The sequence below is a fragment of the Phormidesmis priestleyi ULC007 genome (assembly GCF_003003695.1).
Classification (GTDB): domain Bacteria; phylum Cyanobacteriota; class Cyanobacteriia; order Leptolyngbyales; family Leptolyngbyaceae; genus Phormidesmis_A; species Phormidesmis_A priestleyi_A.
Map to the genome: position 1 here is coordinate 1 of NZ_PVWG01000038.1, position 13495 is coordinate 13495.

Consider the following 13495-nt stretch of genomic DNA (forward strand, 5'->3'; position numbering starts at 1 on the left):
TGAAATGTTTCTACGCCCTTTCTTTCAGACTTTGAGCTTTTTGGCAACCCCTTGTTGAGACTGGTGCAAGATCTGAGTTACCGTTTTCTAACACCGCTATGATGAATTTGTTTCTTGAACAAGGGGCTGAGGATTTTGCTGATTTTTCGTGGTGATGCAGGTGGATGGTGCTTCTTATCATCGTTCTGGAGATTTGCTCATTCCTGAGAATATTCGCTTGATTTTTCAACCGCCTCGCAGTCCTGAACTTAATCCAACAGAACATATTTGGGAGGAGATCCGAGAGAAACATTTCTACAATCGAGCCTTTGAGACGCTAGATGCGGTCAGCAATACTCTTTGCAAAGGCTTAAAAGAGCTGATGGACTTACCTGAAAAAATCAGTTCGATGACCTACTTTCCACATCTCCAAATGACGACTTAGAACGCGAAACGGTATTAGACATCTATACAATTAATCATCGCTCCAGCAATACCTACCTCTAGTGCATGGCTCTTGCTCTAGACAGCGCTCAGATGCCCTGATCGCTTGTCGGCACCCCTTTCTTCACCAACCAATCTCGAATCGCCTCCTCCAAAGCCGCAGCTTGTGTAAGTTCCATTCGCGCACAAGCCACCTCAAAGGCAATCTTCAGGTCTTTGGGAAGTTTGCCCCGCACTTCTCTAGTTTCCGCCATATGACCCTATTGCTTAATTCGGGCTTCATTCTCACATGACGATTTAGAGAAAGTTCAATCTTCCTTAATGACATTTACGTCATAGCGCCTTTACGTCATAATGTAAGCAGATTTTTGTTCATCTGCTCCACTGCATATGCCGCTTAGTGATCTGCCGAAAGGCTTTCCAGCCACTGTTCCATCTCCCAAATTTCAAATTGGCGATTACATCTGCTGGCAGCCTCAACCGACCAAAGACTTTGGCATAGTTACTGGACTTCACTATGCCTCTGCTCAACCTCTGCATAGCTGGGCTTGGAAATACACCGTTTGGCTATCTCTGTCCAGCCCTTCCCAAAGATGGATTAAAAGCGATATGGCTTGGGAGTCGGATCTTGAGCTTGTTCCTATCACCTACGATCTCACCCCGGAACAGCCATGAGCTTGAGAAATCTGGGAGGACGAGAGCAAGCCTTGCTCAATCTCTATTGCAACTGTCAGTTTGGCATGTCTCCAGCCGATTTCTATGCCAAGTGGAATGTTACCCATGCTCAAATCGCGGCAATCTGCGGCTGCTCTGAATCCACTGTCGATCGCTGGTTCCAGCGCAGCAGAAGCAGTCAGCCTCCCGAAACCATTTATCTTAGACGGCTGGCCGAGATGGACTTTCTCTGGGAGAACTACGAGCCAATTCCAACCCCGATAAGGCAACAGCTTTGCAGGAGCGATCGCCGTCAACCTTCATAAAATTCCCGCACCGTGCGGGTATGAGTTTGCTCTCCTAATCAAAGCCTCCTTTAATGGGTTGAATAGTACAACTGCTCGAACCTCCAGCACCTTATGAGTAAACTTGCACTCCAGGAAAACTCAGCCGCGATCGGCAACCAGTTAAAGGCTGAAATTTTGATTCAAGGAACCAAACCCTTGCTCTGGAATCACCTACAGCCATCCGAATCATTCGGCAAACGTCAAGAGCGCGGTGGCACGGCGGGTAATGACCCAACCGAATGGCAGCGAAATGTTCTGTTCACCGAAGATCGGCAGCTTTATCTTCTGCCCACTCACATCTTTGGCTGCTTCCGCGATGCTGCTAAATACACGAAGCGAGGTAGAAGCAGCCTCATGAGCCAAATGGTTTCTACGTTGCAGGTACAAGACCGCCGCATCTACATCAACCGGTATCTGCCAGAAGAACCCATCAAAGCCAGCGAAGATATTGAGCAGGAAGTCTATATTTTCATGAGGGTTGTCAAAAATATTGCGACTCGCGGACACAATATCCGCTACCGGGTCGCTGCTGCTCCTGGGTGGTGCTGCTCCTTCACCTTGCTGTGGGATAAAACCATCATTTCTAGGCAGGAGATGGAAGCTGTGGCAATTGATGCAGGCAAGCTTGCCGGACTGGCTGACGGGCGATCGATTGGCTACGGCCGCTTCGAGGTTTTGAATTTCTCTATTCAGGCATAGCTACCTAAGAGATCAAAAAGCATTACCTCTTGACTCGGCATGCTTCGGCAAGGCTAGGCGTAGGTTCGGCATGGCACGGTGACACCTTACTTCAACTGAGATTAAAAGATGACTTGGACAAAACGCCAACATCCGGCACTATGGCACGAAACGTGCAAACAAATCTGGCAAAGAGACGAAGGGCGCTGCCAAGGACCACACTGCCAGCATCAGCCACTGAACTCTCTATCTCTGAAGAATGCTCACATTGACCACATTCTGGAAGTTTCAAAAGGTGGCTCAGATGCAAACTCTAATCTGCGAACGCTCTGTCGGCGCTGTCACTGCCTGCGATCCAGCATTGCCCACCAAGGCATGATTGGGGCTGCGCTTAGCGACGGTGTGATTCCTCCAAATTGGCGAACACTCGTCTGGGAAGGCTAGAAAACTCTGCGATTTCCCTACACTTGCACTACTCTCTCTTTAAACCTATGACTGACTCAACCTCCACCCATTATTTAATCGATCGCGAAGAACTCCTGAGAATCCGGCAGATCAAGCTTCTAACCAACGATCGAGACTACGTTTTCTTTGCCCTCCAGATCGACTATCCGGCTAAACTCAACCCCACTATAGAAGTCAGCGCTTTTTGCGAACGATGGGAACTGAGTGATGGAAATTTCTATAAAGCGCTGGGCGAACTCCGCCAAAAAGGGATTGTCGTCTCGATCGCCAACAGCCTAAATTTGCAATTTCAGTCTTCCTAAAATAGTTTAATTGTACTATATTAGTTCTCAAACTCTACATGCACAAATTTTCTGGACTGGAAGTGAGTCGAAAAACAATTCGAGCGCAGTTAGTAGCAACAGAATCCCGTCGCCAAGCCATCTAGCAATTGATGACATAACCCTTATGAGTTTCATCACCGTCCAATGCCGTCTTGTCGCCAGTGAAGAGATTCGTCAGCAGCTTTGGCACCTGATGGCAGATAAAAATACGCCTCTTGTGAACAAATTATTAAAGTCCGTCAGCCAGCACGATGACTTTGAAGTCTGGCAGCGCAATGGTACAGTGCCAGACAAATCAGTCCGAGAACTATGTAACCCGCTCAAGGTTCATCCTCAATTTGAAGAGCAGCCAGGGCGTTTTTACACCTCAGCTAGTTTGATAGTGACGTACACCTACCAATCCTGGTTGGAATTACAGCGAAAACGTCGCCGGAGCCTGGATGGGAGGCAACGCTGGCTCAATGTTGTCAAAAGTGATGCTGAGTTAGTTCAAATGAGTGGCTGTAACATTCATACAATTCAAAACAAAGCAAAAGAAATTTTGGCACAACTCAATGTACAGTCTCCTGGGGCACAGAATCAACCTAAACAGAAACGCAAGAAAAAACAGAATTCAAAAGCCAATGGCGATTTAATGAGCGCGCTGTTTCAAGCGTATGAGACAGTAGATGATGCCTTGAGCCGTTGTGCGATCGCCCACCTACTCAAAAATGATTGCCAGGTCTGTGAACAGGAGGAAGATCCAGAAGCCTTTGCTCAACGCATCCACGGCAAGCAGAGAAGAATCAAAGAACTCGAAGCGCAATTAGCCAGCCGATTACCCAAGGGACGTGACCTCACAGGCGAAGAGTTTTTGGAGGTGTTATCGACTGCGACTGCCAAGGTTCCAGACGATACCATTGAGCAGATGCTCTGGCAAGCAAAATTACTGGCAAAACCTGCAACTTTACTTTATCCAATTATCTTTGGAAGCCAAACTGACTTACGATGGTCAACTAATGAAAAAGGGCGGATCTGTGTTGCTTTTAAGGCAAGAGAGCAAACAAGAGGGGGAACCCTGGCAAGCAAACTACCTCACCTTACACTGCTCTTTAGATACTCGGCTCTTGAGGGCTGAAGGCGTGGAACAGAAACGGCAGGAAGGGATCAGCCGTTTGAAAAAACAGCTAGAAGAGGCTAAAGATCCAGAAGAACTCACTGAGCATCAGCAGGCATATCTCAAACGCCAGCAATCCACTCTGACTCGCTTACAATGCCTTCCTCAACGCCAAGGTAAACCTCGCTATCAGGGGCAACCGGATATCTTTGTAGGGGTCAGCATCGGACTTATTAATCCCGTAACCGTTGCGGTTGTTAACGTCAGAACGGGTCACGTTCTTGCATACCGCAGTGTCCGTCAACTTTTGGGTGACAACTATCGATTATTCAATCGTCATCGGCAACAGCAGCAGCAAAATGCTTTGAAGCGGCATAAGAATCAGACTAAGGGCTATACCCATCAACCTTCAGAATCTGAACTTGGGCAGTATGTCGATCGCCTGCTAGGAAAATCCATCATTGAATTAGCGCAGCAATTCCAAGCAAGCGGTATTGTCTTACCCCATACCCAGAATTTGCGAGAGCATCTGGCGGCTGAAATCAACGCAAGAGCTGAGCGGAAATCCGATTCTAAACAGGTACAAAACAAATATGCTAAGCAGGCTCGGATCAGCATCCATCGCTGGAGTTACGATCGCCTTCTGACTGCAATCCGCGCTCAGGCAGAAAAAGCTGACATGACGACTGAAACTGCAACTCAGCCCCGTCAGGGAACCCCTCAGCACAAGGCAAGAGATGTAGCGATCGCTGCCTATCATTTTCGACAGGTTTCCTCGAATTAAGCAATCAAAATAGTACGACCGAACCTAGACAAGTTAATATGTGAGACAACAGCGCCGCAGTTCATGCTCAAAAAGCCGCTGAGCTGTGAAAAATGAGGGGTCAGTTTGACCGTTGTAAGACGGTCGTGCTTTCCGCCCCTAAATAGTTGCCCGGTCACTGACTGCCATCCTGGCTATTATTCATTTTTGAACAATGGATGGGGATCGGAATAAGTTGCATTGAAAAGAGTCTCTCCTCCAATAGACCTTTTGCGTCGTAAGCTAAAAAATGGCTAAAAGCTTTACGGGTCAGGCATTTCAGCTATTAGTGCCAGAAAACGGCTACAAGTCTTTTGACATATAAGTTTCAGGGCAATTTCTTCGCTATCACGCAAAAGGTCTAATGTAACGCAGGTGCGCACCCAGCAGAAGTGACCCTAGCCTTCAGCGATGAAGGTACAGCTTAGTCTGTAGTAGAGTTGTTGCGAAATAAGCTTGAAAATGCCTAAAAGCCAGTCATGGCAGTCGTTTTAGGCAGTTCAGTGAAAAACCTCTAGAGGCTTACAGCGTAGAGGTTTCAGCGGCTTTGAGCGTTATTTAACAACAAGTCTTTGGCGGCTATTAATTGCCTCCGATCAAGGAGGAGTCCTCCAATTATTTTTGGCAAACCGAAGCGAGGACAAAATCCCTGGGAGGTTAGCCAAAACGTTCCGAATCCTTTTGAGATCTGACTTCTAGAACCTTTGTTGAAGACAACAGGCGATGGTTACTGCAAATGGAAGCTGCTTATTGCAAATGTCAACGCAGCTTTGGTAGTTTCCTTCTAGAAGGGCAGGCTGGGTAAAGGTTCCAGCTCTGGGAGTCGCAGTCAGTCTCCCAGAGAGGGGAGGGCTGAAGGTCTTACGTTCGCTATGACCCCGAAGAGGGCGAGAGTCGCAGTCAGTCTCCCAGAGAGGGGAGGGCTGAAAGCTGCCTATCCCCTTTGAGCAACACCCGCAGATATGGTCGCAATCAGTCTCCCAGAGAGGGGAGGGCTGAAAGCCGTACATCAAATAAAAAGCGAAAACGATCACAATTGCTCTTAGGAGGGCTGAAAGGAGCACACCCTTGGTAGATGGCGACACTAATGCGCGAAAAGCATTCTGTTGGCAACTTACGACATTAATGTGCGAAATAATGAGGTTGTGTAGCAGTTTGACCGAAAACGACACTAATGTGCGAACAGTGACATTTAATGTGCGAACGTACATTTAGATTTGAAAGCCCGTGATCAGGATTGAACTGATGACCTCACCCTTACCAAGGGTGTGCTCTACCACTGAGCCACACGGGCATAAAAATATATATAGATGAGAGAAAACTCTTACTTTTACCTTATCTATATATATCCTACCGTAGAATGGACCGGGTTGGATTTGAACCAACGTAGGCGTAGCCAGCGGATTTACAGTCCGCCCCCATTAACCACTCGGGCACCGATCCGATACCCCACGGATACAAATAGTAGCACATCATAGGGGACGATTTGCAATAGGTTAGCGGAGTTAATTTGAGAAAGTTTTTGAATCAGCAGCATCTACTTGCTGTCGCAGCGCTGGAATCAAGAACTGGGTGAGCGTATAAGCATCGACTCCTAATTCTGTCCGCTCTTGGGCTGCTAAAATTCCTGCTTGAGCGTGCCACCAAGCGCCGGACTGAATCAGATCGACGCTGATCGAGCTTGTCCTTAAATCTTCGCTGGTTTCTTTAGGGAGTTTTGCGATCGCTTGAGCCACTAGCCCACCCATCAGCCCCGTTAAGACATCACCACTGCCGCCCCGTGCCAAAGCTGGAGTGCTTTCTGGATTGATGCGCGTATTGCCTTGGGCATCTGCGATCGCGACTCTTGCCCCTTTGAGCAGGACGATCGCGCCTGTTTGCTGCGCTGCTCTCTGAACGGCTGTCACCCGACACTCTGTCACTGTTGAATCGGGAAACAGCCGCTTAAACTCCCCTAAATGAGGAGTCAGGATGGTGGGAGCCTGACGATTCTGCAATGTTGGGATGGTTCCTTGCTGTGCCAGGATGTTTAGACCGTCGGCATCGAGTACTAGAGGACATTGACTGGCGAGAATTTGCTCAACGATCGCAGTCGCGTCAGATGTTAAACCTGGTCCACAGGCGATCGCGTCGAACGAAGAGTCAAGACTAAAGGACGAAGGGAATGCTGTGATCGCGCCTTCTGGGGTTTCAGGACAATCGATGATCAGGGCTTCTGGGAGTTGAGCAGAGAGCGCGGGTTTGAGCGATTCGGGGGCGGCGATCGACAGCATTCCGACTCCACTTGCCCGTGCGCCAAGACCCGTTAACAGTGCGCCACCTGCATAGCGACGAGAGCCGCAAACCAACAGCAGATGACCCATTTTATACTTGTGAGTGGTGGGCGGTCGCGATAAGGGCAGCGTTGCGATCGCGGCTTGAGCAGTTCCGCGTTGAACCAAAGGCGAATCGCCGACCACTGCCAAAACGTCCGTTAAGGGCAAGTCAAGATCGATTAACTCAGCACTGCCCACGTGTTCTAGTGCCTCTTCTTGCAGAAGTCCCAGTTTCCATAACCCTAGACAAAGAGTTTGAGTCGCCCGAATTGCCACTCCCAAAACCTTCCCGGTGTCGGTATGTAAACCAGAAGGTAAATCAATGCTGAGAATGGGCTGATGCCAATGGTTAACCTGTTCAATCAGGGGGGCGATCGGGTCAGTCAGCGATCGTTCTAGCCCAAAACCAAATAAGCCATCAATTAGCAAATCGCAAGTTTGTAGAGACTCTATTTGTGGATGGCAAGGAATTTCTAAACTCGTTGCGTAGCGCAAATGACCTTCCGTGAGTTCTTTTAGCTTGGAGACTGGGCAGCAGAGCATCACCTCGTAGCCTTTAAAGTGCAACTCACGGGCAACGACTAGCGCATCACCGCCGTTGTGTCCGGGCCCGACTAAAATGCCGACGCGGCGAGGGTTGGGCAGTGGGTAGAGTGCGGCGATACGGTGCGCTAACTTTGAGGCAACTTTTTCCATCAGAGCGGCGATCGGCATCCCGGCAGCAAAAACGCGAGACTCGATCGATCGCATCTGCTCTGCCGTGACAATAATGCGCTGAATCTGCTCTAGTCGGTCTTGTGGAGAGATCACGAGAGAAGTCTTTTGTAAGATCTCTTTTAGGCTAACAGGGAAGTAGAGCGTAGGTTCGTCTAACCAAAACGACCGCTAACATAAGCCTGCGTCGCTTGCTCTTTAGGGCTTTGAAAAATCACTTCTGTGCGATCGTATTCAACGATGTAGCCCGTTCTCTGACCTTTTGCGTTAGCTTCTACGTTAAAGAAAGCCGTGCGATCGGAGGCGCGAGACGCTTGCTGCATGTTGTGCGTCACAATCAGAATCGTGTATTTCTCTTTGAGTTCTTGCAGTAGGTCTTCAACTTTTAGGGTCGAGATTGGGTCAAGCGCCGAGCAAGGTTCGTCCATTAAGATCACATCAGGCTGAACGGCGATCGCTCGTGCGATACACAAACGCTGTTGCTGTCCACCCGATAGGTCAGTCCCCATCGCTTTGAGTTTGTCTTTGATATCATCCCAAAGCGCTGCTTGCTTGAGAGAGCGCTCAACCAACTCATCCATATCGCCTTTATAGCCCAGCAGGCGTGGGCCAAACGCAACATTGTCGTAGATAGATTTGGGAAACGGATTTGGCTTTTGAAACACCATGCCAATCTGTCTCCGCACTTCGACGGGATCGATCTCTGGTGCGTAAAGATCTTGGTCGTGATAGAAGAGCTTGCCATCAAGGTGAAAGGACTTAATCAGGTCATTTAAGCGATTAAAGCAGCGCAGCACCGTGCTCTTACCGCAGCCTGACGGGCCAATAAATGCGGTGATCTTGTTTTTAGGAATCTCGATCGAGATATCTCTAACCGCCAAAAAATCGCCGTAATAGATGTTGAGGTTCTCAGTGCGAAACACCGTCTCGGTTTTGCGAGCGCTTTGAAGTTCGGAAGCCATAAAGTGAGGTTGGGTAGTGGTAAATAGGGTTGACGTAGACTTGAGGATTCGGACTGATCAAGTCGATCAATAGCTGGGTAGAAGTGCCTCAAAAACTACCGCTTTCTAACAATCCAGCGCGAAAGAATGCTTGTCACGAGAACCAATGCCACTAACACGAGAGAACCTACCCATGCTAGCTCTTGCTGGCTTTTATAAGGGGCAGTGGCGAAGTCAAACACCAATCGAGCCATAGTAGCGGTAGGCTCCCAGACCGATCGTACCCAATAGCGACTGGTAGATGCCGTAAACAAAATGGGTGCGGTTTCTCCGGCTGCACGAGCGAGTGCCAGCATCACCCCTGTAATGATTGCCGGAATTGCCGCCGGAAGCACAATCTGCACAGTAGTCTGAAAGCGGGTTGCTCCTAGCCCGATCGCCGCTTGTCTAAAATCTCTGGGCACTGACTCTAACGATTCGGTTGCGGTTCTAACGATCGTCGGCAGCATTAACACCGCCAGCGCAAACCCGCCTGCCACCGCAGAAAAGGTTCCTGTTGCCAGCACCACAAATGCATAAGCAAACGCGCCAATCACGATCGAAGGCACCCCGCTCAACACGTTGGTCAAAAAATTAATCGTCTCTGCCAGTTTTGTATCGCGATAAAACTCTGCCAAAAAAATCGCCGCCAGCACCCCAAATGGAATGCTTAATAGTGAAGCGATCCCCACCGTTAGGAAGGTTCCGACTAGGGCGTTTCCAAAGCCGCCCCCAGTCAAACCCGGTGCGGGAGGAAGTTGAGTAAAGACACTGAGCCTGAAACTAGATGCCCCGTTAATCAAGACGTAGGAAAGCACTGCAACGAGCGGAATCAGCGCCAGAGCCGCACACACGAAGGTGATCACCGTCATCACCGAAGAAAATAAAGTGCGAGGCGACATCGACGATCGCTTCATGTTGAGTGCCGTCGCAAATTCTGGGCTTGCCATCTTAAATAATTCCTATCGAATCGCTAAATCAATAAAGGTGCCAGGTTTCAAACGTCAAGTAGATACTCGATTCTGATCCCTGACCCCTGAAACCTAGAGTTTGAGGCTAAAGCGACGCACAATAATTTCTGCTAATACGTTGACGACTAGAGTCAGCCCAAACAAAATCAATGCTGCATACATCAGAGAAGAGACTTGCAGCCCTCCGGCTTCAGCAAACTGGTTTGCTAACAGCGAAGACACGGTGGAACCCTGAGACAAAATCGAGGGACTAATGGAATTGGAATTACCAATCACCATTGTCACCGCCATAGTTTCGCCCATCGCTCGACCCAAAGCCAACATGATGCCGCCCACAATACCAGAAAATGCTGCCGGAAGAATAACCTGGAAAATGGTTTCCCAGCGTGTTGCCCCTAACCCATATGCCGCCTGACGAATTTCTGCGGGCACTGCAACTAGAGAATCTCGCGAAATCGCCGCAATGATCGGCAAGATCATGATCGACAGAATGATTCCTGCTACATAAATGCCCGGGCCCGAAGGAGCAGTGCTAAAGAGAGGAATCCAGCCAAAGTTGGTGTTGAGCCAAATGCCAAATGGCTTGAGTAGAGGAATCAAAACAAAGATGCCCCACAGTCCATAAACCACACTGGGGATCGCCGCCAGCAACTCGATCAAGAATACGACGGGCTGTTTAATTCGAGGTGGCAGATAGTCTTCGCTGAGAAATAGGGCAACCCCAATGCCGATCGGAACCGCAATCAGCAAGGCTATAAATGAAGTGACTAGGGTTCCATAGATTTGGGTCAGTGCCCCAAATACTTCATCGTTAACGCTCCAGCGACTGGTCGTTAAAAAGCTCAGACCAAATTTTTGAATCGCCGGGAGCGCATCGGTGCCAACTCGAAAGGCGATCGCCAACAAGACAAACCCGACCCCGATCGCAAACGCCCCAGTTAGCCAAACAAAGGCTTTATCTAAAACGCGCGATGACTGCGATCGCTCCGTCGGCATTGCAGTCTGAGAAGGTGACGTAGCCATAAGATCTACTGAAGGGTGAGCAGAATAAAGGTGAGGAGCAAACCAACTGTGTGAGGAGGTCGCCGACTATTTAGCGGACACCTTGATTGTATCTAACGTCGCCGAAACTTTGGTTGCTAACTCGTCAGGCAGAGGAATATAGCCCAACTCGGTTGCATATTGCTTGCCATCTTTGACAGACCAGCGCAAGAATTCTGCCATTTCTTTGGCTTTTGCAGCGTCTTTGGGTTGCTCATAAAGCAGCATCCAAGTCAAGCTGACGATCGGATAAGCCTCTTTGCCTGCCGGATCAGGAACCTGTAGCGCAAAGTCAGCCGGAACCGTTTCTCCTTCAAGGGCCTTTGCCGCTGCTTCTGGCGTGGGAGCAATAAATGCACCTGCTTTGTTTTGCAGCGTGGCAGTTTTAAGCTGAGTCTGTTTAGCGAAAGAAAACTCGGTGTAGCCGATCGCGCCTTTGGTCTGCTGAATACTTGCGGCTACCCCTTCATTGCCTTTTGCCCCGGTTCCGGCAGCAGGCCACTCAACGGTTTTGCCTGATCCTGCTTTCCAATTTGGGCAAGCTTTGACGAGATGTTTTGTAAAAATGTCGGTGGTGCCGCTGCCATCAGAGCGGTGAACGAAGGTAATCGCGTCACCCGGTAGCGTCACCCCAGCGTTGTCTTTGGCAATTTTGGGATCGTTCCAAGTCTTGATCGAGCCGTCGGCAATTCCGCAGAAGGCTTCACGAGACAGCTTTAAGTTGTCAACTCCGTCGAGGTTGTAGGCGAATACCACAAATAAGCCTGTCGTAGGAACTTGGATGGCGCTACCCCGATCGGCAGGCAATTTGCTGCGCTCATCTGGCTTCAACACTGCATCGGTCGCACCAAAGTCAACGGTTTGATCTAAAAATCGCTTAACTCCGGCACCACTGCCTACCGAGTCATAGCTGATTTGAACGGTTGGCTTTAGCTTGTTATATTCCTGAAACCAGCGTTGATAAACAGGGTTAGGAGCTGTCGCTCCCGCCCCGCTAATTGAAAGGGTGGCACCTCCGCCAGCAGCAGGGCTGGCGCTTTCAGCAGGAGCGTTAGCTCCAGGAGGGGCGGTTGGCGTTTGCGGGCTGCAAGCAGCTAACCCCAGGGCAAGGGCGGTCAAGCAGGGAACTTGCTTTGCAAACGCAGGAATTAAGAATCCCCAACGGGTTGCACTTAAGGAAAAGGCCATAAATTATGAACGGTCTAGTAAATAACCCTACCAGGTTACACCGCGAGAGTTAAAGACTCGTTAAGACGAGCAAGAATGTATTTTTGACTGCTGAAAATATTGGTAGAAGTCCGTTTTTATATTCTTAAAATCTTCTATTGTTGGCTTTTGCCCGATTTAAGTAATTATTGATACCTTCAGATCCGTACTTCGCTCAAAACTTATTGAAGTCAGAAGCCTTTAACTTGAGAAGCCATCTTCATAAAATTTGTAGAACTTCATAACTCCTGCTTCGGGCTTCTAACCGAGTTGAATCGAGAGAAACAATTTGCGATCGATTCATTGCAGTTTAGATAAGGGTTAACAACATTGCTAATAAGAATTCGTGTTTTTATAGCTAGACGAAATGCAACGCTTATGCTTCTCTTTCAGAAAAGATTCCGTTATAATAATTCACGAACAAGAGTTCGGCTACAGTTGCTAAGGACAACTAGCATTCTGCTGCATCCAAAGCACTTACCGAGTTCGCCCTCGCATTTGGTTTGGAGAAAACTGTGACTATTTACGTTGGAAATCTGGCATTTCAGGCGACAGAAGACGATTTAAAGGAAGTTTTTGGTGAATATGGCGCAGTCAGCCGAGTCAGCCTTCCCACCGATCGAGAGACGGGCAGAAAGCGGGGCTTTGCGTTTGTGGAGATGGAAGACGAAGCCAAAGAAGATGGGGCGATCGCAGAACTGGATGGGGCAGAGTGGCTCGGTCGGGAGTTAAAAGTCAACAAGGCAAAACCGCGAGAGTCTCGTAGCGGAGATGGCGCTCCTAGCAAAACCTTTACCAAAGCTCGTTATTAGGTTGAATTTAACAAAGATAGGGACACGGCACGCCATGTCCCTACGCAAATGGTTAACCTCGCTGGCTGAGAAACTGTCCTGCCATGCCCATTACGTCTCCTAGATCGACCGATCCATCGTGGTTGGAATCTAGAAATGTATTGAGAACTGGGTTGCCTGCCTGAGCGTCTTGAGGGTTAGAACCACTCTGCAAAAGATTGAGCACGATCGGAACTAAAACGGGCAACATTGCCTGAATGGTGCCTGCATTTAGCCCGGTCTGCTGAGAAATATCGCTGGCAACTTGCTGCTGTTGACCTTGAGAAAATACGGCTTGAACCGCATCAGGATTGTTTCCTAACCCGCCATATTGGTTGACTAGCGATTGCACCTGGTCGCCACCCATTGCAGATTGCTTATCTTGCAAGGACGATCGCACATGATTCCCCAACGCTGACAAAATCGTTTGAGTGGTTCCTGAATCTACTCCGTGGCTGTTGCCCAATTGCTGTGCCATGCCAAAAATCCCCCCTAACTGATCAGGGTTGGCTTGCTGCTGGGGGTTTCCGACCGCGCTGATAATTTGATCAAAAAGGCTCATAAGACTCCTTGCTTTAACAAGTTTGAAAAATCTCCGCAATCTGAACTTTTGCGTTTCAGCACTAATATTCAGTTAGCCTCTAGAGGAT

The 13495-nt window shown here is 48.9% G+C and carries 14 protein-coding genes, 2 tRNA genes and 1 pseudogene; 8 read left to right on the forward strand and 9 right to left on the reverse strand.

Annotated elements, in window-relative coordinates; genetic code table 11:
• The first annotated feature begins 154 nt into the window (after window positions 1–154).
• Window positions 155–424 (forward strand): transposase, encoded by a 270-nt coding sequence (locus tag C7B65_RS20790; RefSeq protein ID WP_073074436.1) that lies wholly within the window; start codon window positions 155–157, stop codon window positions 422–424.
• Between the two features lie 88 nt (window positions 425–512).
• Here C7B65_RS20790 and C7B65_RS28025 read toward each other — a convergent pair whose 3' ends face one another.
• Window positions 513–677, reverse strand: coding sequence for a hypothetical protein (locus tag C7B65_RS28025; RefSeq protein ID WP_181314462.1), 165 nt, complete (start codon window positions 675–677; stop codon window positions 513–515).
• A 136-nt stretch (window positions 678–813) separates the two neighbouring features.
• Between C7B65_RS28025 and C7B65_RS20795 the strand changes: the two genes are divergently transcribed.
• The 6 genes and pseudogenes from C7B65_RS20795 to cas12k all read left to right on the forward strand — a co-directional run bounded on the left by C7B65_RS20795 (window position 814) and on the right by cas12k (window position 4770).
• Window positions 814–1098, forward strand: a complete 285-nt coding sequence (locus C7B65_RS20795) for a hypothetical protein (protein ID WP_083583144.1) — start codon at window positions 814–816, stop codon at window positions 1096–1098.
• Window positions 1095–1403: a helix-turn-helix domain-containing protein gene (locus C7B65_RS20800; RefSeq protein ID WP_073074437.1), complete on the forward strand. Its 309-nt coding sequence runs from the start codon at window positions 1095–1097 to the stop codon at window positions 1401–1403. The genes C7B65_RS20795 and C7B65_RS20800 overlap by 4 nt, the downstream gene beginning before the upstream one ends.
• A gap of 93 nt (window positions 1404–1496) precedes the next feature.
• Complete coding sequence (locus tag C7B65_RS20805; RefSeq protein ID WP_073074438.1) at window positions 1497–2123, forward strand: hypothetical protein; 627 nt, start codon at window positions 1497–1499, stop codon at window positions 2121–2123.
• A gap of 108 nt (window positions 2124–2231) precedes the next feature.
• The gene (locus C7B65_RS20810; protein ID WP_073074439.1) at window positions 2232–2546 is read left to right on the forward strand and encodes an HNH endonuclease; all 315 of its coding nucleotides are present in this window, start codon (window positions 2232–2234) and stop codon (window positions 2544–2546) included.
• A 47-nt stretch (window positions 2547–2593) separates the two neighbouring features.
• Window positions 2594–2869, forward strand: a complete 276-nt coding sequence (locus C7B65_RS20815; RefSeq protein WP_073074440.1) for a hypothetical protein — start codon at window positions 2594–2596, stop codon at window positions 2867–2869.
• Between the two features lie 214 nt (window positions 2870–3083).
• A pseudogene (gene cas12k, locus C7B65_RS28895) lies at window positions 3084–4770 on the forward strand (type V CRISPR-associated protein Cas12k).
• Between the two features lie 1240 nt (window positions 4771–6010).
• On the opposite strand, the gene C7B65_RS20830 reads toward cas12k, so the two are convergent.
• The 7 genes from C7B65_RS20830 to pstS form a co-directional block, all read right to left on the reverse strand.
• A tRNA-Thr gene (locus C7B65_RS20830) sits at window positions 6011–6082 on the reverse strand.
• Window positions 6083–6149: 67 nt separating this feature from the next.
• Window positions 6150–6231, reverse strand: a tRNA-Tyr gene (locus C7B65_RS20835).
• A 62-nt stretch (window positions 6232–6293) separates the two neighbouring features.
• Window positions 6294–7913 carry a bifunctional ADP-dependent NAD(P)H-hydrate dehydratase/NAD(P)H-hydrate epimerase gene (locus C7B65_RS20840; protein ID WP_073074441.1) on the reverse strand — a complete coding sequence of 540 codons (1620 nt, stop codon included), beginning with the start codon at window positions 7911–7913 and terminating at the stop codon, window positions 6294–6296.
• 59 nt (window positions 7914–7972) lie between these two features.
• Window positions 7973–8779, reverse strand: a complete 807-nt coding sequence (gene pstB, locus C7B65_RS20845) for a phosphate ABC transporter ATP-binding protein PstB (protein WP_073074442.1) — start codon at window positions 8777–8779, stop codon at window positions 7973–7975.
• 95 nt (window positions 8780–8874) lie between these two features.
• Complete coding sequence (gene pstA / locus C7B65_RS20850) at window positions 8875–9747, reverse strand: phosphate ABC transporter permease PstA (RefSeq protein ID WP_073074443.1); 873 nt, start codon at window positions 9745–9747, stop codon at window positions 8875–8877.
• 93 nt (window positions 9748–9840) lie between these two features.
• A complete protein-coding gene (pstC, locus tag C7B65_RS20855; RefSeq protein WP_073074444.1) occupies window positions 9841–10791 on the reverse strand; it encodes a phosphate ABC transporter permease subunit PstC in 951 nt (316 codons plus the stop codon).
• Window positions 10792–10857: 66 nt separating this feature from the next.
• On the reverse strand, window positions 10858–11997 hold the full coding sequence (gene pstS, locus C7B65_RS20860) for a phosphate ABC transporter substrate-binding protein PstS (protein ID WP_073074445.1): 1140 nt from the start codon (window positions 11995–11997) through the stop codon (window positions 10858–10860).
• A gap of 533 nt (window positions 11998–12530) precedes the next feature.
• Between pstS and C7B65_RS20865 the strand changes: the two genes are divergently transcribed.
• A complete protein-coding gene (locus C7B65_RS20865; protein ID WP_073074446.1) occupies window positions 12531–12827 on the forward strand; it encodes an RNA recognition motif domain-containing protein in 297 nt (98 codons plus the stop codon).
• 52 nt (window positions 12828–12879) lie between these two features.
• Here the strand turns inward: C7B65_RS20865 and C7B65_RS20870 are convergent, their stop codons facing one another.
• Window positions 12880–13407: a DUF937 domain-containing protein gene (locus C7B65_RS20870; RefSeq protein WP_073074447.1), complete on the reverse strand. Its 528-nt coding sequence runs from the start codon at window positions 13405–13407 to the stop codon at window positions 12880–12882.
• Between the last annotated feature and the right edge of the window lie 88 nt (window positions 13408–13495).